Genomic DNA, 18,566 nt, shown 5'->3' on the forward strand with positions numbered 1-18,566 from the left:
TTTCGGGCAATCTGGAGTATAGCTGCTTTGGCTATTCTTCTGAATATGCCATAAGAACAACATCTGAGTTAGAGGACCACGCCAATGACTTCGATCTTCGACCAGGGCCTTGCGCCCCGGGATGCCAACTACGCAGTTCAGTCCCCCATTGATTTTATCGAGCGCACCGCCAGTGTGTACCCGGATTATCCGGCCATCATCCACGGTGCCATCCGTCGTAACTGGGCAGAAACCTATGACCGTTGCCTGCGTCTGGCCTCTGCCCTGAAAGGCCGGGGTATCGGCCGGGGCGATACCGTGGCGGTGATGCTGCCCAACATTCCTGCCATGGTGGAATGCCACTTTGGCGTGCCCATGATCGGCGCAGTACTGAACACCCTGAACGTGCGCCTGGATGCCGAGGCCATTGCCTTCATGCTGGAGCATGGTGAAGCGAAAGTCGTGATTGCCGACCGCGAATTCGGCCAGGTCGTTAAAGATGCGATTCGTCACCTTGAGCACAAGCCCCTGGTGATTGATGTGGACGACCCTGAGTACGGTGAGGGCGTTCAGGTCAGTGACCTCGACTACGAAGCCTTCCTGCAGGAGGGTGACCCCGAGTTTCAGTGGAGCTTCCCGGCCGATGAGTGGGATGCCATTTCCCTGAACTACACCTCTGGCACCACGGGTAACCCCAAAGGTGTGGTTTATCACCATCGCGGCGCCTACATCAACGCTTTGGGTAACCAGGCCGTTTGGTCCATGGACATGCACCCGGTGTATCTGTGGACCCTGCCGATGTTCCACTGCAATGGCTGGTGTTTCCCCTGGACCATCACCGCCATGGCTGGCACCCACGTATGCCTGCGCCGGGTAGACCCTGAGAAGATCCTGCAACTGATCCGTGACCACCAGGTTACCCACATGTGCGGCGCGCCGATTGTTCTGAACGCACTGCTGAACGCGTCTCCGGAAGCGAAAGCCGGTATCGACCACGAAGTGAAGTCCATGACCGCCGGCGCGGCGCCCCCCGCCCAGGTGATTGGCTCCATCGAAGAAATGGGTATCAAGGTGACTCACGTTTACGGCCTGACCGAGGTGTATGGTCCGGTCACCGTCTGTGCCTGGAAGTCCGAATGGGATGAACTGCCATTGCGTGAGCGTGCCCAGATCAAGGCGCGCCAGGGCGTTCGTTATCACACCCTGGGCGGTACCATGGTGGCTGACCCCAACACCATGCAGCCGGTCCCGAAAGATGGCAAGACCATCGGCGAGATCTTCCTGCGCGGTAATACCGTGATGAAAGGTTACCTGAAGAACCCCAGTGCCACGGAAGAAGCCTTCCGGGGTGGTTGGTTCCACACCGGTGACCTGGCCGTGTGGCACGAAGACGGCTACATGGAAATCAAGGACCGCCTGAAAGACATCATCATCTCCGGCGGTGAGAATATCTCCACCATCGAGGTGGAAGACACCCTTTACCGCCATCCGGCGGTGATGGAAGCGGCGGTGGTTGCCCGCCCGGATGAGAAATGGGGTGAAACGCCCTGTGCCTTCATCACCCTCAAGCCAGAGGCAGGTGATGTGTCTGAAGAAGACATCATCAATTTCTGCCGCGAGCACCTGGCCCGGTTCAAGGTACCCAAAACCGTGGTCTTCTCGGAGCTGCCGAAAACATCCACCGGCAAGATCCAGAAGTTCGTGCTGCGGGACCAGGCCAAAGATCTGAACTAATCCCCCTGAACGGCGGCATCTTTCGGTGCCGCCACACCTCGTCACAAAAATAACATTGACTGGCACCCTTTACCGGCGTGCCCGGAGGTAATGCAATGCAAATGTTCCACAGAAAAAACGGTGAAGAACAGCCGTTCTGGCCCGCGGGCCCTTTCAAAATCCGTCTGCCGTTCGTCCACTATCGTTGGGAGTTCGCGGAGATGGTCCAGGCCCTGATCATGTTTGTGGTCAGTTTGGCGATGATTCCCCTGCTTGAAACCTATCTCGGCGTACCCTACGAGGTGGCCCTGGCTTATGTCGTTATCTGCGGTATCGGTTTTATGCTGCCGGCGCTGCTGGGCGTGCCACTGGTTCCCGGCTGGATAACCCCGGGTATTCCTGTGGTGCTGCTGTTCCTCTCGGACTACGAGCCTGGCCCGGAGGCCATTCAGGCGCTGTTCGCCCTGCAGTTCCTGGTGTTCCTGATCTTCCTGATTCTGGGGGTTACCCGCCTGGGCAGTAAACTGGTTGAGTGGATTCCGCGCTCCATGAAGGGCGGTATCATTATCGGTGCGGGTATTGCGGCCCTGATGGGCGAAATTGAGGCCGGTGGCCGTCTGGCCAACACGCCCATTTCCCTGATTGTCGGTGGCCTGGTGTGTCTTTACCTGATGTTCTCGGTGTCCTTCAAGGGCTTCGTCGATAAGAGCAATATTGCCCGCAAGATTGCCAACTACGGCATGGTGCCGGGCATGGTTGTGGCGATCCTGGTTGGTTTTGCCACCGGTGAATACGCTGTACCGGATGTGCAGTGGGGCATCACCAAGCCGGCCTTTGACCAGCTGTGGAACTACCTGCCGTTTACCGTAGGTTTCCCGGATCTGAATATCTTCCTGTATGCGATCCCGACTGCGGTCATCGCTTACGTGATTGCCTTCGGCGATATCGTGGTGGGGCAGTCCCTGATGAACCGTGTTGACCACCTGCGTAAAGACGAAGACATCGACAACAGCATTGACCGTGTTCACCTGGTAACTGCTATCCGTAACGGTGGCCACGCGTTCTTTGCGCCATACCCTGGCCTTGCTGGTCCAATCTGGACAGCGGTCACCGCCACCATGGCCGAACGCTACAAGTATGGCCGTAACGCCATGGATTCCATCTACAGCGGTGGTGGTACTTTCTGGATTACCGGCTTTATTGCCCTGTTTGTCCTGCCGCTGGTGAGCTTCTTCCAGCCGGTGCTGCCGATTGCGCTGTCGCTGACCCTGCTGCTGACCGGTTACATCTGTTTGATGGTGGGCCTGGAGCAGCTGGAGAACAACACTGAGCGAGGCATTGCCGGCACCATGGGTGTGGTTCTGGCGGTGTATGGCGCAGGCTGGGGCCTGGCGACCGGTGCGGTTCTCTACTACCTGATCGAACGCACTCATTTACTGAAATTCACTTCCGACCCGGAGGCCCCGGGCGCCGAGAAGAGCCAGTAACACTGAACCCGGTGCCGCTATGAAGATGGCGGCACCAACCCACTGTGTGTCCTTGGGAGGCTTGATGCCTCCCTTTTTTTGTTTGTGCCAGTGTGCTGACAGTTTGTCATTTCATGACAAATTGTCGAATTTGTCAGGCTGGCCCCTTCCGGTTATCTGGAATACGGGGGTACACTGGCCGAACTGGTGAAAATTTATCCGATGTCGAGTGCTTTAATAACAACAAACCGACAACAGGGGGCCGAAATGACCATCAGTTCCACACCGGACGGCGTCGCCGTCAAACCCAGGCATCTGCGTTTTGATGTAAGGGATGAGTTGAAAACCCTTTGGCACGGCAACGATGCCTTCCGCACCGCATTCTTCAATGCCTTGTCGCTGCAGTTTCCCGACGGAGAGCAGCAATTCATTAACGCCGTTCGCCTGTACCGGGACCAGATTACCGACCCTAAGCTCAAGGAAGAGATCAAAGGCTTTATCGGCCAGGAAGCCCTGCACAGCCGAGAGCACAAAGATTACAACGAAGCCCTGAAAGCCCGTGGCTATGATATCGATGCCCTCGACGCGCGCTTCCGCAAGCACATGGACTGGGTAGGGCGGTTGCCACCCAGCCGCCAGCTGGCAGGCACCTGCGGTGCAGAGCATTACACCGCCGTGCTGGCCAACGCTATTCTGAGCCACCCTGAGTGGATGGAGGGCGCTACGCCGACAATGCAGAGGTTATGGCGCTGGCATGCCATTGAGGAAACCGAGCACAAGTCGGTGGCGTTCGACGTATACCGGGCCTGCGTTGGCAATGAGCGGTTGCGCCGGATTGTCTTTCTGTTTGTCACCTGGAATTTCTTCAAGTACACCTTCATCAACACCTGCAGCCTGCTGAAGACGGATGGCAAGCTCTGGAGTCTGAAAACCTGGTTAGGCGGGCTGAATTTTCTCTGGGGGAAGCCCGGCGTTCTGCGCAAGTGCCTGCCGGAATTCCTGGCCTACTTCCGGAAAGGTTTCCACCCATGGCAGCAAGACAACCGTCGGCTACTGGAACATAACCTGAAAGAACTGGAGGTTTGACAGCCTGAGGTGGGTGCTGAAATTTTCACCAATCTGTGCAAAACTGTAGCGCGACAAAAATAATGACAATAAAGGGCATGCCCATGTGAGGTGTTGCCCGCACCCGGAGACACACAGCATGCGAGTAGGCCTGATTGTAGATTCCGCCTGTGACCTGCCCTATGACTTTGCCCGCAAGCACGACCTGTTCGTTCTGCCGGTAACCGCTATTATCGACGGCCAGACCTACACCGATAAACATTGCCCGGTTCGTACCCAGGAGTTTTATCAAAGTGGCCTGCTGGGCAAAGGTCATGAAGCGGAAACCAAAGCCTACACTGCCGAACAGATCCATGACCTGTTCATGGAAAAGATCGTGACCGAGTTCGATGTGGCCATCTGCGAAACCGTCACCAAAAGCCGTAGCCAGATTTTCCAGAACGCCGCGGAAGCCATGAACTCGGTCATGGCTCATTACGAGGAGGCCCGTAAGGCCGCTGGCCGGGATGGCAAGTTCTCCATGCGGGTGATCGACAGTAAACAGATCTTTGCCGGGCAGGGTTTGCTGGCGGCACATACTCTGAAACTGATTGAGCAAAAGCTTTCCAAGAATGCCCTTCGGCATGAGGTCGAGACGTTTACCGACAAGATCTATACCTGTGTGATTCCCCGAGATCTGCACTATATACGCGAGCGTGCCCGGCGCCGTGGTGACAAAAGCGTCTCGGCGTTTGCCGCGTTCCTGGGTAAGGCCCTGAACATTGTCCCGGTGATCTTTGGCCAGGGTGCCGAAGGCAAACCCGTGGTTAAAACCCGCAACTTTGATATGGCAGTCGAGAAAGTAATGAATTACGCGGTCGCCCGGGTGGAGGCTGGTTTATTGACGCCTTACGTCAGCTTGTCCTGCGGCCTGACCTGGACGGAGATCGAAGATCTGCCAGGCCTGAATCGCTTGCGCGATGCCTGTGAAAGCAATGGGGTAGAGCTGTTGCTGTCACAAATGGGTATTACCAGTGCCATCTACGTGGGCCCGGGCAGTATCTGCCTGGCCCTGGCCGCCGAGCCCCATACCTTCAACGATTTCCAGTAGCCTCCAGGCCTGTCGGCCCAGACTGGCCCTGCATTGCCCCAGCCGGGGTAATTCCGGCGAACCCGCGCCAGGCCAGTTCGTGTTAGCCTCGTTGGCAACGTTCAGGACCCTAGCCAAAAGGATGCCCGGTTTATGTCAAAGACAAGCCCAAGCCTTGCCGATACTTTGTTGGAAGCACACGTCAAACATGAGATGTCTGCTCTCAAAGGGGCGAAACTGAAAAAGTTCATCGATAATGAGGTGGACGAACTGCTCGATCACGCGGGCAGTGTCACCCTGAACCGACTGGTGAGCGCGGACCAGGTGATGGGCGTGATCCAGCGTATTGTGGTGGATATGGAGCTGGACGCCGGTATTCCGGAGCTGGCCGCGGAAATGGCGACCGAGGTCATGAATGCCTCGGTCCAGTCTGACACCACCCTGGGCGAGATCCTGTCTCGTGAACAGGCCAGCGGGTTCATCGAAGAAGCCCTGGAGCTGCGTCACCAACGTGAGCGCATTATTGCCGAGATCATGGCGCACCCGGTCTACCAGGAGCTGGTGTCCAACGTGGTCTACCACGGTCTGGTCAATTACCTCTATGAAGACAACCTGATTACCCGGTCTGTGCCTGGTGTTGGCTCAATGATGAAGTTCGGCAAGAAAATGGCCAATAGGGCGGTGCCCGGGCTGGACGAAACGTTTGAGCGGCGCATCAAGGCCTGGTTGGCAGACAGTTTGCCGGGGCTGATTTCCCGCAGTGAGCAATTCCTGCACAAGGCGCTGTCTGATGATGAGCTGAGAGATACCGTGATGGCTGCCTGGGTATCCCTGGAAGGTCGCACCATTGCCGAGCTTAAAGAGGGGCTGGGCGATGTGGAGTTGCAGGAGTTCGTGGTGATGGGGTACGAGTTTTGGCTGAATTTCCGGAAAACCGGCTACTTTGAAGGCTGCGCCAGGGCGGTGGTGGAGCATCTTTTTGCCAAGTATGGCGATCGCCCGGTCATGGACCTGTTGCAGGATGTCGGGGTGACTCGAGAGGTTATCGTGACCGAAGTGGAATCCCTGGCGCTGCCCATCGTGGAGGTGTTGGCCGAGGAGGGCTACCTCGAAGCGCTGGTACGCCGGCGTTTGGGAGCATTCTATCGATCTGCAGCAGCCAAGAAATTGCTGGCTTAGTCTGTTTGGTGGCTTCCTTGCCCTGAGCCCGTTAATACCCGGGCTCAAACAAAAAGGCCGGACGATGTTTGTCGTCCGGCCTTTTTGTTGTTGAAGTAATGCTGGAGGTTCTTAGCGCTCCAGGTACTTCAGTTTGTCAGGCTTGCCGTCCCACTCTTCAGCGTCTGGCAGCGGGTCTTTCTTCTCAGTGATGTTCGGCCATTTGCCAGCCAGCTCGGCGTTGATCTCAACGAACGCTTCCTGGCCCGCCGGCAGTTCGTCTTCAGAGAAGATGGCCTCGGCCGGGCACTCGGGCTCGCACAGGGCGCAATCTATGCACTCGTCCGGGTCAATCACCAGAAAGTTGGGGCCTTCGTAGAAGCAGTCCACCGGGCAGACTTCCACGCAGTCGGTGTATTTGCACTTGATGCAGTTATCAGTAACGATAAACGCCATAGTCAGATCCCTGGTTCGTAAAGTAATCGGTCTCATCAGGAGCCCTGATGTTCCGGCCCCATCTATAATTTTGTGCGCGATATTGTAGGGAGCGCCCCCCGCAGCCGCAAGCGTTGGGCTGCTATAACCTTATTACACAGATCAAGTTTGGCCCAGTTTCCTGTTATTTTGCCAGCAAAGCTTTCAGCTCATAGAGCTGATTGAGGGCATCCCGTGGTGAAAGTCCATCAATGTCCAGTTTTTGCAAGGCGTTCTCTACAACGCTCGGCTCCGCGCTGGCAAACATATCGCCCTGAAACACCGATTCCACGGCAGCCGGTTGTTTAGCCGTTTTGGGGGCTGGTGATGGCGCTGCAGCGGCACCGCCTGTAGCTCCCTTGGACGGGCCGGCGCTGCCTTCCAGATGCGCGAGCTGCGCCTTGGCATTGCGAATCACATCCTGGGGCACGCCCGCCAATTTGGCCACTTGAAGGCCATAACTCTGGCTGGCCGGGCCGTCGTGTACATTGTGCAGGAAAACGATGGAGTCGTCGTGCTCGGTGGCCGTCAGATGCACATTCACCGCATGTTCCAGGTCATCCGCCAGTTGGGTCAGTTCGAAGTAGTGGGTGGCGAACAGGGTGTAGCAACGAATGTCCTTGGCCAGGTGCTCAGCCGTGGCCCAGGCCAGCGACAGGCCGTCAAAGGTACTGGTGCCGCGGCCCACCTCATCCATCAGCACCAGGCTGTGATCGGTGGCGTTGTGCAGGATGTTGGCGGTTTCGGTCATTTCCACCATAAACGTGGAGCGGCCGCCGGCAATGTCATCGGAAGAGCCCATGCGGGTGAAAATCCGGTCTACCGGCCCCAGCACCGCCCGGTTGGCGGGCACAAAGCTGCCGGTGTAGGCGAGCAGGGCAATTAACGCAGCCTGGCGCATGTAGGTGGACTTACCGCCCATGTTCGGGCCGGTGATCACCAGCATTCGCCGCTTCGCATCCATCAGCAGGTTGTTCGGCACGAAGGGCTCGTCGAGCAGTTGTTCCACCACCGGATGGCGGCCTTCCTCCACATCAAAGCCCGGCTCTTCGGTGAATTCCGGAGCAGTGAAACGCAGGCTGGTGGCCCGCTCGGCAAAGTTACTGAGCACATCCAGTTCCGCCAGGGCCTGGGCAGCGTCCTGCAGCGGTGCCAACTGCTCGGCGACGGCTTCCAGTACGTCGTCGTACAGGCCTTTCTCCCGGGCCAGCGCCCGGCTCTTGGCGCTCAGGGCCTTGTCTTCAAATTCCTTCAGTTCCGGTGTAATGAAACGCTCGGCGTTTTTCAGCGTCTGGCGGCGGATGTAATCCACCGGCGCCTGGTCAGACTGGGCCCGGCTGATCTCGATGTAGTAACCATGCACCCGGTTGTAGCCCACTTTCAGCGTGGAAATGCCGGTGCGTTCGCGCTCGCGGGTTTCCACATCCAACAGGTACTGGCCAGCGTTCTCGCTGATGTTGCGCAGTTCGTCCAGTTCTTTGTCGAAGCCTTCGGCAATCACGCCGCCGTCCCGGATCACCACGGGCGGGTTCTCGATAATGGCCCGCTCAAGCAGGTCTGCCAGTTCCGGGTATTCGCCAATAACCGTGGCCAGCTTCACCAGGTGATGTGAGTTAACGGGCTTTAGAGCCTCCTGCAGCCCCGGTAAGGTCTGGAACGCATCCCGCAGGCGTGCGAGGTCCCGGGGGCGGGCTGAGCGCAGCGCGACTCGGGCCAGAATCCGCTCGATATCACCCACCTGCTTGAGCAGATCGTGGATTGGCTCGTAATGGAAGCCGTCCAGCAAAGCCGACACCGCCTGCTGGCGCTGGCGCACGACCTCCACATTCCTGAGCGGCCGGTTCAGCCAGCGGCGCAGCTCACGGGCGCCCATGGCCGTGGCTGTGCGGTCCATTACCCAGGCAAGGGTGTACTGCTGGCCGCCCATCAGGTTGGTGTCTATTTCTAGGTTGCGGCGGCTGGCGGCGTCCAGGATCACCGCATCTTCCCGACGCTCGCGGGTCAGTTTGCGGATGTGGGGCAGGGCGGTACGCTGGGTTTCCCGGGCGTACTGCAGCAGGCAGCCGGCGGCGCAGATCGCCAGGTGCAGGTCTTCACAGCCAAAACCGGTCAGGTCTTTAACCTGCAGCTGTTGGGTAATCACCCGCCGGGCGGAATCCATCTCAAACAACCAGGGGCCCTGGCGACGAACCCCGGTGAAGCCCTCCAGCACATCGCTGTAAGGGAAGTCCTCGCTGATCAGAATCTCCGCCGGCCGCAGGCGCTGCAGCTCCCCCTGCAGAGCTTCCAGGCTTTCCAGCTCTGCGACCGCAAACCGGCCACTGGAGATGTCCAGCGACGCGAAGCCGAACTGCTCCTTATGACTGAAAATCGACACCAACAGGTTGTCCCGCCGGTCTTCCAGAAACGCCTCGTCGCTCAGGGTGCCCGGTGTCACCACGCGCACCACCTGACGATCAACCGGCCCTTTACTGGTGGCCGGGTCGCCAATCTGCTCAGCAATAGCGATGGATTGACCTGCGCGCACCATGCGGGCAATGTAGCCCTCAGCCGCATGGAAAGGCACGCCCGCCATCGGGATGGGGTTGCCCCCGGACTGGCCCCGGGCCGTCAGGGTAATGTCCAGAAGTTCCGCCGCTTTCTTGGCGTCGTCGTAAAACAGCTCATAGAAATCACCCATGCGATAAAACACCAGCTCGTTCGGGTGTTCCCGCTTGATCTTCAGGTACTGCTGCATCATCGGGGTGTGCTTGGAAAGATCGGTCTGGGCTACTGACATGGGTTTGTCCGGTTGATCGTACTTTTGGGTGAAAGCGGGGATTGTAAGAAAATAATGCCCGTGATGAAACGAAGGGTTTGGCAACAGACACAGGGAGATTGTTATGCAGGCCTCTGACCAACAACTGGAGAGCGCTGGAAACACGCTGGGTGAATGGCTCGTCGAGCACGGTAAAACCATCGCCACCGCCGAAAGCTGTACCGGCGGCTGGGTGGCCAAAGTGCTGACTGACCGGGCGGGGTCGTCTGCGTACCTGATGGCCGGGTTGGTGACCTACAGCAACGAGGCGAAACAGGCCATTCTGGGGGTTGAAGAATCGGTGCTCGCCGAACATGGCGCGGTGAGCGAGCCAGTGGTTCGCCAGATGGTCGCCGGTGCTGTCCGCGCTGCGGACGCTGACATAGCCGTGGCCATCAGCGGCATTGCCGGCCCTGGCGGCGGCAGTGATGAAAAGCCCGTAGGCACCGTATGGTTCGCCTGGGGCACCGGCCCGGACCGCATCGAAACCAGCACGCAGTGCTTTGACGGCGACCGGGATCAGGTGCGCCGAAAGTCGGTTTTGTATGTTCTGCAAGGGGTTACGGAGTTTCTGAAAACACTGTGACGTTTTTCACCCGGGCAGGGGTTGGTCTCAGCGAAGGCTTATGTTTTAATACTGTTCAAATATACAGGAAAACACTGGATGCCTCCGGTGTCATCGCTTTGAATTTCGCTGCTGTCGGCCCAATCGCGGCTCAGCAGCCCCGGCAAATGAGGGTCAGGTACCAATGGAAGACAATCGCAAGAAAGCACTCAGCGCAGCACTCGGCCAGATTGAGCGCCAGTTCGGCAAAGGTGCCGTGATGAAAATGGGCGACCAGCCCCGTGAAGCCATTCCTGCGGTATCCACCGGTTCCCTCGGGCTGGACGTAGCCCTGGGTATTGGCGGCCTGCCTTACGGCCGGATCGTTGAAATCTACGGCCCGGAAAGCTCCGGTAAAACCACACTGACCCTTCAGGTGATTGCGGAAGCCCAGAAGGCTGGCAAAACCTGCGCCTTCATCGACGCCGAGCACGCGCTCGACCCCATCTACGCGGAAAAGCTGGGCGTAAACGTAGACGACCTGCTGGTGTCCCAGCCAGACACCGGCGAACAGGCCCTGGAAATCGCCGACATGCTGGTGCGCTCCAACGCCATCGACGTGATCATCGTCGACTCCGTTGCCGCACTGACACCGAAAGCCGAAATCGAAGGCGAGATGGGCGACAGCCACGTAGGCCTCCAGGCCCGCCTGATGTCCCAGGCCCTGCGTAAACTGACCGGCAACGTCAAACACGCCAACTGCCTGATGGTCTTCATCAACCAGATCCGTATGAAAATCGGCGTCATGTTCGGCAGCCCGGAAACCACCACCGGCGGTAACGCCCTGAAATTCTACTCCTCCGTACGCCTGGACATCCGCCGCATCGGTGCTGTCAAAGAGGGCGACGAAGTGGTCGGTAACGAAACCCGCGTAAAAGTCGTCAAGAACAAGGTATCTCCGCCCTTCAAGCAGGCCGAGTTCCAGATCATGTACGGCAAGGGCATCTACCACATGGCCGAAGTTCTGGACATGGGCGTAAAAGAAGGCTTCGTCGACAAATCCGGCGCCTGGTACGCCTACAACGGCGACAAAATCGGCCAGGGCAAAGCCAACGCCTGCAAGTTCCTGGAAGAGAACATGGATATCGCCAACGAAATCGAAGCCAAGGTTCGCGACAAACTGATGCCCAAGCCGGTGAAGAAAGAAGCGGCCGAGGCGCCGGTGGAAGCGAGTGGCGAGTTGCTGTAACCCGCTTCATACGGCTCTATGCGGCATTGATACGTTGGACGGCATATTCGGAGCCTAGCGAGTTGTGGCAGGGAGCCCCTCACGGGAATCTCGTAGGCCATGGATGGCCGGAGCGAAGCGCACAGGGGTGAGGCAAGCGATTATGAAGCGAAGCTTCATGCGCAGCCGAACGCCAGCAATCTATGATTGCTGGCCGGACCCCGTAGGGGTGCTCGTAGCGTTTCCCGTGAGGGGGTTCCTGCCACAACTCATGCTCCATGAGTTAACGGCAAGAAGGGAGTCGGACGGCAAATGTCTAGCAAAAAGAGACTGCTCATCGTAGCCCACGCCCCATCCCCAAATACCCTGAAACTCCGGAACGCCACAGAAAAAGGCGCCCGTAACCCCGACATCGAAGCCGTAGAAGTGGTGGTAAAAGCCCCACTCGATGCCGGCCCCGAAGACATCCTCGCCTGCGACGCCATCATCCTCGGTACCACCGAAAACCTCGGCTACATGTCCGGCGCCCTCAAAGACTTCTTCGACAGAAGCTATTACCCTTGCCTGGAGAAGACCCAGGGCCTGCCCTTTGCCTACTACATCCGTGCCGGCCACGACGGCACCGGCACCCGCCGCGCCATCGACAGCATCACCACCGGATTACGCTGGAAACGCATACAGGAGCCATTGCTGTGCAGGGGAGATTACAGGGATGAATTCGAGCAACAGTGCGAGGAACTGGGCATGTACGTGGCGGCCAGCCTGGATGCTGGCCTGATCTGATTAACTGGCGAACCGGTTGTAAAAACCCTCAATCCGGGAAAGCGCATTGTCGATCGCTCTCGAGTAGCCTTTCTTGTCGAGACAATAGCTGAACTGCAGACTCACACGGAAGCCCGTCTGAAACGGCTGGCACGACACCACTCGGGCATCAATGCGCGACTCGCTGATGTATTTACCCTCAATATCCAGGAACAAATGCGCCCCGGAGTCTACCGGCCGAGGGCACAGCACCGCCATACCGTAACGATTGAGGTCCAGGCATGTTACCGCCACTGGCTGCTTCCCGCGACCAAAGAACGCCCTCTCACGGAGTTGCACCCTGAGACACGACGCCGAAAAACGATCCTTGATGCGGCGATCTGCGGAATAATTCGTCATTGCTTTGACCATCACCCGTATTGTACTTGTTGTGTCCGGAATCCGTCCGGGCATGGAAGTGTAGTAATCGACGGCCTGCCTGAAAAATGACCAAGGGGGAATTTGTGACCCGGTTGGCATATTGTCACGAATCCGGCCTCTTCCGATAAATGCGGCGCGGATAGGCGACAGCTTGAAGCTCAAACACTACAATGCGAGCGACAGTTACTACTCAAAACCGAACTCAACGGGAATCGAACTTGAAGTCATTGCCCTTGCATCAGCTCTACAAAGCCTGCGTTCTTAAAGATCTGCCATTCAAAACCACCCGGCAACTGGAGCCGCTGGCCGAGATTGTTGGCCAGAACCGCGCCCAGGAAGCGGTGCGTTTTGCGCTCGCCATGCCCCACGGTGGTTATAACGTGTATGCGGTCGGTCGCAATGGCTTGGGTAAGCGCACCATGATGCTCCGGTACCTGGAACACCACGTCGATACCGAACAGCAGAGCCACGACTGGTGTTACGTGGCCAACTTCGATGAGCCGCGCAATCCGCGTTTGCTGCAACTGCCGGCAGGAATGGGCACCCAGCTCAAACAGGACATGGACAAGCTGATGTCGCGGTTGGTGAAGGTGATTCCCCAGACGTTTGACAGTGACAGCTTCCTGGAGCGCTCCGAGCACCTCAAGAACGAGTACGGCAAAAAGCAGGAAGATGAGCTCGAGAAAGTGGCCAAGCAGGCCCGGCGCAAGAAAGTCAGCCTCACGGTAACCACACCGGGTGGCTATCGGCTGGTTGCCATGAATGGCGATGAGCCCCACACCGTGGAGAGCTTCCAGGCGCTGACCGATGAGCAGCGTGACAAGTTTGAAGACACCATCAACGCCCTTGAAAAGAAGCTCCGCCAGGCCCTTCGCAAGCTGGCCGATTGGGAGCAGGAGTACGCCGAGAAGCAACAGGCATTGAATCAGGAAACTCTCGAAGGCATTTCCGGTCACCAGATCGATGAGCTAGTCAAACGCTACAGTGACCAGCCAGACGTGGTTTCCTATCTTGAGGCCGTTCGCAAAGACCTGGTCGACAACCTGGATATCTTCCTTGAGGACGATGAAGAGCAGGCGGCGATCGCCTACGCCTCACTGGACAAGAAAACGCCCCGGCGCTACGTGATCAACGTGCTGGTGCACCAGAAAACCAATGAGGTGCCGGTGGTGGTGGAAGACAATCCCACCTACCACAACCTGTTCGGGTACGTTGAAAACGTCACCTTCAAGGGCACCGTGTTCACCGACTTCTCCCTGATTCGCCCGGGTAGTCTGCACAAGGCCAATGGCGGTTACCTGCTGATGGATGCCATCAAGGTGCTGGAGCAGCCGTTTGTCTGGGACGGTCTGAAGCGCGCCCTGCGCTCCCGCACCCTGCAGATCAATTCCCTGGAGCGGGAGCTGACGCTTTCAGGGACCATTTCCATTGAGCCGGAAGCCGTACCTCTGGATGTTAAAATTGTGCTGTTCGGTGATCGCGAAACCTGGATGCTACTGCAGGAATACGATTCCGAGTTTGCCGAGCTGTTCCGGGTGACGGCCGATTTCGAAAACGAGATGTACCGTACCGAGGAGAGCCAGCTGCTGTATGCCAAGTTCATTGCCAGTCTGGTGGTGGAGAAGAAGCTGCTGCACTGCACCAATAAAGCGGTGGCCCGTATAATCGAGCACAGCGCGCGCATGGCCGAACATCAGAACAGGCTCTCGCTGCATGCAGCGGACATCGCCAACCTTTTACGGGAATCCGATTTCTGGGCCCGACAGGCGGGTGCCAAACTGATCTCTGAAGTGCACGTTGAGCGCGCGCTGGAGAGTGCCCGTTACCGTAGCAGCCGTATCCGGGATCATTTTTACGATTCGGTTCGGGACGGCTCCACCCTGGTGACCACAACCGGCACCTGCGTCGGTCAGGTGAACGCCTTGTCGGTGCTGTCGACCGGCGGTTTCGAGTTTGGTCTTTCCAACCGGGTAACCGCAACCTGCTACTATGGTGATGGCGGTGTCATGGACATCGAGCGGGACGTGAAGCTGGGTGGCAATATCCATTCCAAGGGCGTGATGATTCTCAGCTCCTGGCTGGCCTCCCATTTTGCAGTGAACGACCCGATGCACCTGTCGGCCAGTCTGACCTTCGAACAGAACTACGGCGAAGTGGACGGTGACAGCGCCTCCCTGGCCGAGCTGTGCGCCTTGATCTCTGCACTGTCTGGTATTCCGGTGCGGCAGGATCTTGCGATTACCGGCTCGGTGAACCAGTTTGGCGAGGTGCAGCCGATCGGCGGCGTTAACGAAAAGGTCGAAGGCTTTTACGCCACCTGTGAGCTAAAGGGCGGCCTGACCGGCTCCCAGGGTGTGATTATTCCGGTCACCAACGTGCAGAACCTGATGCTGGACAGCGAAGTGGTCAAGGCATCCAAAGCGGGCAAATTTGCCGTATACCCGGTTGCCCGTGTGGAGGAGGCCATTACACTGTTGCTTGGCAAACCGGCGGGCAAGGCCGATGACAAAGGCAGGTACCCCAAGCAAAGCGTTTTTGGCATTATCCAGCAACGGCTCGAGAAAATGCGGGAACATGAACGGCAGGAACATGCCAGGGACGATCACAAAGATCCGTCCATCCACTGACCGGCTCCATAATAAAACGGACAGGAGAAAACAGATCCATGACTGATATCCAGCAGACTGTGTATGTGGTAGAGGACGACGAGGCCGTCCGCGATTCACTGGAATTGTTGCTGAAATCCGATGGCAAGCCGGTGAAAACCTATGAAAGCGCCGGCTCTTTTCTGGCAGATTATTCTGACCAGATGGCGGGCTGCATTGTGCTGGATATCCGTATGCCGGGTATGGACGGCATGGAGTTGCAGAAAAAACTCAACGACAAGCATTCGATCCTGCCCATTATCTTCGTGACGGGGCATGGCGACGTTCCCATGGCTGTCGATGCCATGAAGGAAGGTGCCGTCGACTTTATCCAGAAGCCCTATCGCGAAGAAGCGCTGCTGGAGAAGATCGAGGCGGCGCTGGAGCAGGATCGTGAGCAGCGGAAATCTCTGGATGAGCGCCAGGAGATCGTTCGCCGTATCAAGAGCCTGACACCCCGCGAGCGTGAAATCATGGATCGGATGATTGCGGGCCAGGCCAACAAGGTGATCGCCATCGAGCTTGAGATCAGCCAGCGCACTGTTGAGATTCACCGGTCCCGTGTGATGCACAAGATGGGCACCCATTCATTGGCACATCTGGTGCGTATGGTTCTGTCCGTAAAGGAACTTATCGACTAGGTCTGTCGGTATCGTCATCATACAATGACGTTTTTAACCGGCCATGTTTCTATGACTGAAGTTGTCAGTGAGAACTCCGAGGTGACGGTTCTGCTGGTTGATGACAACCCGCAGAACCTGAAAGTCCTCTACGAGACCCTGAAAGACAAAGGCTACCGGCTTCTGATCGCCAACGAAGGCGAGAAAGCATTGGACCTTGCCCACCGCCATCATCCGGAAGTGATTCTGCTGGATATCATGATGCCGGAAATGGACGGCTATGAGGTGTGTGAGCGCCTGAAAGCCGATCCGGAAACTTCAGATTGTGCCGTTGTATTCCTGTCAGCCCTGGACGACCTGCAGGCCAAGGTGAAAGGCTTCAGCCTGGGTGGTGCAGACTACATCTCCAAGCCATTCCAGTCCCTGGAAGTGATTGCAAGGGTTAAAACCCACGCCCAGGTGATTCGCCTCGAGCGGGAACTCCAGGCCCGGAACCGCGAGCTGCAGAGCGATCAGGCGCGCATCCTGAACTCCATCAGCGAGGGCATCTACGGCCTTGACGAGAACGGCATCATCGAATTTGCCAATCCCGCAGCCGCCATGATTATGGGATGCCCGGCGGAAGACCTGATCGGCAAGAGTTTTTTCGAACTGCACTTTTCGACGGCGGCGGAGTGCCAGGACAGCCTGCCGGTGATGGCCACCTGCCGGCAAGGTGTGGCGGAAAACCAGCGTGATATCCGGCTGTTGCGCGCTGATGGCAGTGGCTTCCCCGCGGAGTATCGTTCCACCCCCAAACTGGATGACGGCGAGTTGCATGGCGCGGTGGTTGTGTTTCGGGACATTACCGTGGAACTGGACAACGAACTGGCCCTGGAGGAAGCGCGGGCCCTGGTTCAGGAACAGCGGGATCAACTGGCCCACACCTCACGCCTGACCACCATGGGTGAGATGGCCGCAGGGTTTGCCCATGAGGTCAACCAACCGCTGACCGCTATCACCAATTATGCCCGGGTGTCCAAGCGTATGATGGCCAAGGAGCAACCGGACCTTGTGTTGCTTCAGGAAACCCTCGACAAGATCGAAGCGCAGTCGCACAGGGCCAGTGAGATTATTCGCCGCATCCGCCGATTCATGAAGAAGCCTGCCACTGGTAAAGAAGTCCTGTCTGTTCCGGTGCTGCTGGAGGACACCCGGCAGTTTGCGGAAGTGGATATGAGGAACAACGAGGGCGGTATTGATGTCCGCGTTGAAGATGACCTGCCAGACGTACTGGCGGACCCGATTCAGGTGCAGCAGGTTGCCCTTAACCTGATCCGTAATGCCCTTGAAGCCACTCGCAGTGCCGAATCATCCACGCCTGTGGAAGTCAGCGCCCGCCGATGCGGTGACCAGTGTGTGCGCATTCAGGTGCTCGATCACGGGGTGGGTGTGCCGGAGGATGCCGAGGAAAAGCTGTTTCATCCCTTCTACACTACCAAGGATGAAGGCATGGGCATTGGTCTGGCCACCTGCCGGTCCCTGATTCAGGCCCAGGGTGGCGACATTGGCTATGAGCGTCCGGAAGAGGGTGGTGCCTGCTTCTACTTCACGCTGCCTGTTGCCAATGCTGAGGGGCAGCCCTGCGCAGCAGGTTGAGCATCGATCTGGCGGTGAGCGGCCAGATCGAAGCGTTTATCCCGCCGTTATAGCCATTCAATACGACCACTCAGGTGTGGCGCATCGCCTTTGCTGTTCAGGAGCTGGTAATCCCAGGCGTCGCTGGCGGTCTGCCAGTTCAGTTGGGCGGCGCCGGGCAGAAACAGGGGTTTCTTGAACTGACAGCTCACCCGCACAGGGCCGGATTGCCAGTCAGCCTGCTGTTCCAGTAATGACAGCGCCCGGGCTTTGCTCCACATGCCATGGGCAATGGCCCGTGGGAAGCCAAAGGCTTTGGCACTCAATGCGTGCATGTGAATCGGGTTGCGGTCCCCGGATACCTGCCCGTACCGTCGCCCAAGGTTCTCCGGTGCCGTGATGGACTCGCTGAACGGATAGGTTTCGAGTTTGGGCGGTTGCGCTTTCGGCTTGCCACTTTCAGCATTTGCCATCCGGAACAGGTTGGTGCTTACCTCCTCCCAGATCAGCCGGCCCGCAGAGCGCGCCTCGGTGATCAGGTCGAACTCGATGCCGCGCTCCGTGCTCTGCTGATTGCCCAACGTAACCCGGATATCCAGGTTTTCGCCGGTCTGGATGGGTCGGTGTTGGGTGATGGTGTTGCGCAGATGCACAAGGCCCAGCAGGGGCAGTGGAAACCGTTTGTCGGTCAGCAATTTCAGGTGCAGCGGGAAAGCAAGGATGTGCGGCCAGGTCATGGGCAGGGTGGAGCCAGGCTTGAATCCGCACACGTTCAGATAGCGGGACAACATCGGCGTATCTGTGGCCACGCCCAGCAGCTCAGCCTGCAATTCCGGGATCTCTGTGTTGGCGCCGGGCTTGTGTGATTTTGGCAGCAGTGCTCTGCCGAACATGGGCAGCAGAGAGGGTGGGGTGCTGCGATAAATCAGTGGTTCTGTCATGGTATTCATCTCCCTTGTTGGCCTGATCGGCCGGGTAATTTCCCGTGAATCAGTAACGTAATTACCGA

Annotated in this window: 15 protein-coding genes; 11 read left to right on the forward strand and 4 right to left on the reverse strand. The window is 57.9% G+C overall.

Features of this window, described 5'->3' with window-relative positions; translation table 11 throughout:
- Nucleotides 1-84 precede the first annotated feature (84 nt).
- The 5 genes from ACNSOI_RS06065 (at nucleotide 85) to ACNSOI_RS06085 (ending at nucleotide 6,471) form a co-directional block, all read left to right on the forward strand.
- The gene (locus tag ACNSOI_RS06065) at nucleotides 85-1,713 is read left to right on the forward strand and encodes an acyl-CoA synthetase (protein ID WP_286254535.1); all 1,629 of its coding nucleotides are present in this window, start codon (nucleotides 85-87) and stop codon (nucleotides 1,711-1,713) included.
- Nucleotides 1,714-1,808: 95 nt separating this feature from the next.
- Nucleotides 1,809-3,179 carry a solute carrier family 23 protein gene (locus ACNSOI_RS06070; protein WP_106695328.1) on the forward strand — a complete coding sequence of 457 codons (1,371 nt, stop codon included), beginning with the start codon at nucleotides 1,809-1,811 and terminating at the stop codon, nucleotides 3,177-3,179.
- A gap of 246 nt (nucleotides 3,180-3,425) precedes the next feature.
- Nucleotides 3,426-4,244: a metal-dependent hydrolase gene (locus ACNSOI_RS06075; RefSeq protein ID WP_138435602.1), complete on the forward strand. Its 819-nt coding sequence runs from the start codon at nucleotides 3,426-3,428 to the stop codon at nucleotides 4,242-4,244.
- Between the two features lie 118 nt (nucleotides 4,245-4,362).
- Nucleotides 4,363-5,313, forward strand: a complete 951-nt coding sequence (locus tag ACNSOI_RS06080) for a DegV family protein (protein WP_106695330.1) — start codon at nucleotides 4,363-4,365, stop codon at nucleotides 5,311-5,313.
- Nucleotides 5,314-5,445: 132 nt separating this feature from the next.
- A complete protein-coding gene (locus ACNSOI_RS06085) occupies nucleotides 5,446-6,471 on the forward strand; it encodes a hypothetical protein (RefSeq protein ID WP_061331682.1) in 1,026 nt (341 codons plus the stop codon).
- 111 nt (nucleotides 6,472-6,582) lie between these two features.
- Here the strand turns inward: ACNSOI_RS06085 and fdxA are convergent, their stop codons facing one another.
- Both fdxA and mutS read right to left on the reverse strand, forming a co-directional pair.
- On the reverse strand, nucleotides 6,583-6,906 hold the full coding sequence (gene fdxA / locus ACNSOI_RS06090) for a ferredoxin FdxA (protein WP_011785560.1): 324 nt from the start codon (nucleotides 6,904-6,906) through the stop codon (nucleotides 6,583-6,585).
- A gap of 163 nt (nucleotides 6,907-7,069) precedes the next feature.
- The gene (gene mutS / locus ACNSOI_RS06095; protein WP_420195366.1) at nucleotides 7,070-9,703 is read right to left on the reverse strand and encodes a DNA mismatch repair protein MutS; all 2,634 of its coding nucleotides are present in this window, start codon (nucleotides 9,701-9,703) and stop codon (nucleotides 7,070-7,072) included.
- A gap of 103 nt (nucleotides 9,704-9,806) precedes the next feature.
- On the opposite strand from mutS, the gene pncC reads away from it, so the two are divergent.
- The 3 genes from pncC to ACNSOI_RS06110 all read left to right on the forward strand — a co-directional run bounded on the left by pncC (nucleotide 9,807) and on the right by ACNSOI_RS06110 (nucleotide 12,276).
- Complete coding sequence (gene pncC, locus ACNSOI_RS06100) at nucleotides 9,807-10,307, forward strand: nicotinamide-nucleotide amidase (protein ID WP_420195367.1); 501 nt, start codon at nucleotides 9,807-9,809, stop codon at nucleotides 10,305-10,307.
- 163 nt (nucleotides 10,308-10,470) lie between these two features.
- Nucleotides 10,471-11,514, forward strand: coding sequence for a recombinase RecA (gene recA, locus ACNSOI_RS06105; RefSeq protein ID WP_286920886.1), 1,044 nt, complete (start codon nucleotides 10,471-10,473; stop codon nucleotides 11,512-11,514).
- Between the two features lie 291 nt (nucleotides 11,515-11,805).
- A complete protein-coding gene (locus tag ACNSOI_RS06110) occupies nucleotides 11,806-12,276 on the forward strand; it encodes a flavodoxin family protein (RefSeq protein WP_061331686.1) in 471 nt (156 codons plus the stop codon).
- Here ACNSOI_RS06110 and ACNSOI_RS06115 read toward each other — a convergent pair whose 3' ends face one another.
- Complete coding sequence (locus ACNSOI_RS06115) at nucleotides 12,277-12,654, reverse strand: PilZ domain-containing protein (RefSeq protein ID WP_058093151.1); 378 nt, start codon at nucleotides 12,652-12,654, stop codon at nucleotides 12,277-12,279.
- A 239-nt stretch (nucleotides 12,655-12,893) separates the two neighbouring features.
- On the opposite strand from ACNSOI_RS06115, the gene ACNSOI_RS06120 reads away from it, so the two are divergent.
- Genes ACNSOI_RS06120 through ACNSOI_RS06130 form a run of 3 tightly spaced genes read left to right on the forward strand, consistent with a single transcriptional unit; the run spans nucleotide 12,894 to nucleotide 17,578 of the window.
- Complete coding sequence (locus ACNSOI_RS06120; RefSeq protein ID WP_286254581.1) at nucleotides 12,894-15,302, forward strand: Lon protease family protein; 2,409 nt, start codon at nucleotides 12,894-12,896, stop codon at nucleotides 15,300-15,302.
- Between the two features lie 38 nt (nucleotides 15,303-15,340).
- A complete protein-coding gene (fixJ, locus tag ACNSOI_RS06125) occupies nucleotides 15,341-15,961 on the forward strand; it encodes a response regulator FixJ (RefSeq protein ID WP_058093114.1) in 621 nt (206 codons plus the stop codon).
- A 51-nt stretch (nucleotides 15,962-16,012) separates the two neighbouring features.
- Complete coding sequence (locus ACNSOI_RS06130) at nucleotides 16,013-17,578, forward strand: response regulator (protein WP_286920985.1); 1,566 nt, start codon at nucleotides 16,013-16,015, stop codon at nucleotides 17,576-17,578.
- A 47-nt stretch (nucleotides 17,579-17,625) separates the two neighbouring features.
- Here ACNSOI_RS06130 and ACNSOI_RS06135 read toward each other — a convergent pair whose 3' ends face one another.
- Nucleotides 17,626-18,498 carry a MaoC family dehydratase gene (locus ACNSOI_RS06135; RefSeq protein ID WP_420195368.1) on the reverse strand — a complete coding sequence of 291 codons (873 nt, stop codon included), beginning with the start codon at nucleotides 18,496-18,498 and terminating at the stop codon, nucleotides 17,626-17,628.
- Between the last annotated feature and the right edge of the window lie 68 nt (nucleotides 18,499-18,566).

It is taken from the genome of Marinobacter sp. GH_1 (assembly GCF_048595985.1).
In the GTDB taxonomy this organism is placed as follows: domain Bacteria; phylum Pseudomonadota; class Gammaproteobacteria; order Pseudomonadales; family Oleiphilaceae; genus Marinobacter; species Marinobacter shengliensis.

What these genes read in the sequence shown, in the direction of transcription:
- ACNSOI_RS06065 (WP_286254535.1), top strand. Translation starts at nt 85, where the DNA reads ATGACTTCGATCTTCGACCAGGGCCTTGCGCCCCGGGATGCCAACTAC.
- ACNSOI_RS06070 (WP_106695328.1), top strand. Translation starts at nt 1,809, where the DNA reads ATGCAAATGTTCCACAGAAAAAACGGTGAAGAACAGCCGTTCTGGCCC.
- ACNSOI_RS06075 (WP_138435602.1), top strand. Translation starts at nt 3,426, where the DNA reads ATGACCATCAGTTCCACACCGGACGGCGTCGCCGTCAAACCCAGGCAT.
- ACNSOI_RS06080 (WP_106695330.1), top strand. Translation starts at nt 4,363, where the DNA reads ATGCGAGTAGGCCTGATTGTAGATTCCGCCTGTGACCTGCCCTATGAC.
- ACNSOI_RS06085 (WP_061331682.1), top strand. Translation starts at nt 5,446, where the DNA reads ATGTCAAAGACAAGCCCAAGCCTTGCCGATACTTTGTTGGAAGCACAC.
- fdxA (WP_011785560.1), bottom strand. Translation starts at nt 6,906, where the DNA reads ATGGCGTTTATCGTTACTGATAACTGCATCAAGTGCAAATACACCGAC.
- mutS (WP_420195366.1), bottom strand. Translation starts at nt 9,703, where the DNA reads ATGTCAGTAGCCCAGACCGATCTTTCCAAGCACACCCCGATGATGCAG.
- pncC (WP_420195367.1), top strand. Translation starts at nt 9,807, where the DNA reads ATGCAGGCCTCTGACCAACAACTGGAGAGCGCTGGAAACACGCTGGGT.
- recA (WP_286920886.1), top strand. Translation starts at nt 10,471, where the DNA reads ATGGAAGACAATCGCAAGAAAGCACTCAGCGCAGCACTCGGCCAGATT.
- ACNSOI_RS06110 (WP_061331686.1), top strand. Translation starts at nt 11,806, where the DNA reads ATGTCTAGCAAAAAGAGACTGCTCATCGTAGCCCACGCCCCATCCCCA.
- ACNSOI_RS06115 (WP_058093151.1), bottom strand. Translation starts at nt 12,654, where the DNA reads ATGACGAATTATTCCGCAGATCGCCGCATCAAGGATCGTTTTTCGGCG.
- fixJ (WP_058093114.1), top strand. Translation starts at nt 15,341, where the DNA reads ATGACTGATATCCAGCAGACTGTGTATGTGGTAGAGGACGACGAGGCC.
- ACNSOI_RS06130 (WP_286920985.1), top strand. Translation starts at nt 16,013, where the DNA reads ATGACTGAAGTTGTCAGTGAGAACTCCGAGGTGACGGTTCTGCTGGTT.
- ACNSOI_RS06135 (WP_420195368.1), bottom strand. Translation starts at nt 18,498, where the DNA reads ATGACAGAACCACTGATTTATCGCAGCACCCCACCCTCTCTGCTGCCC.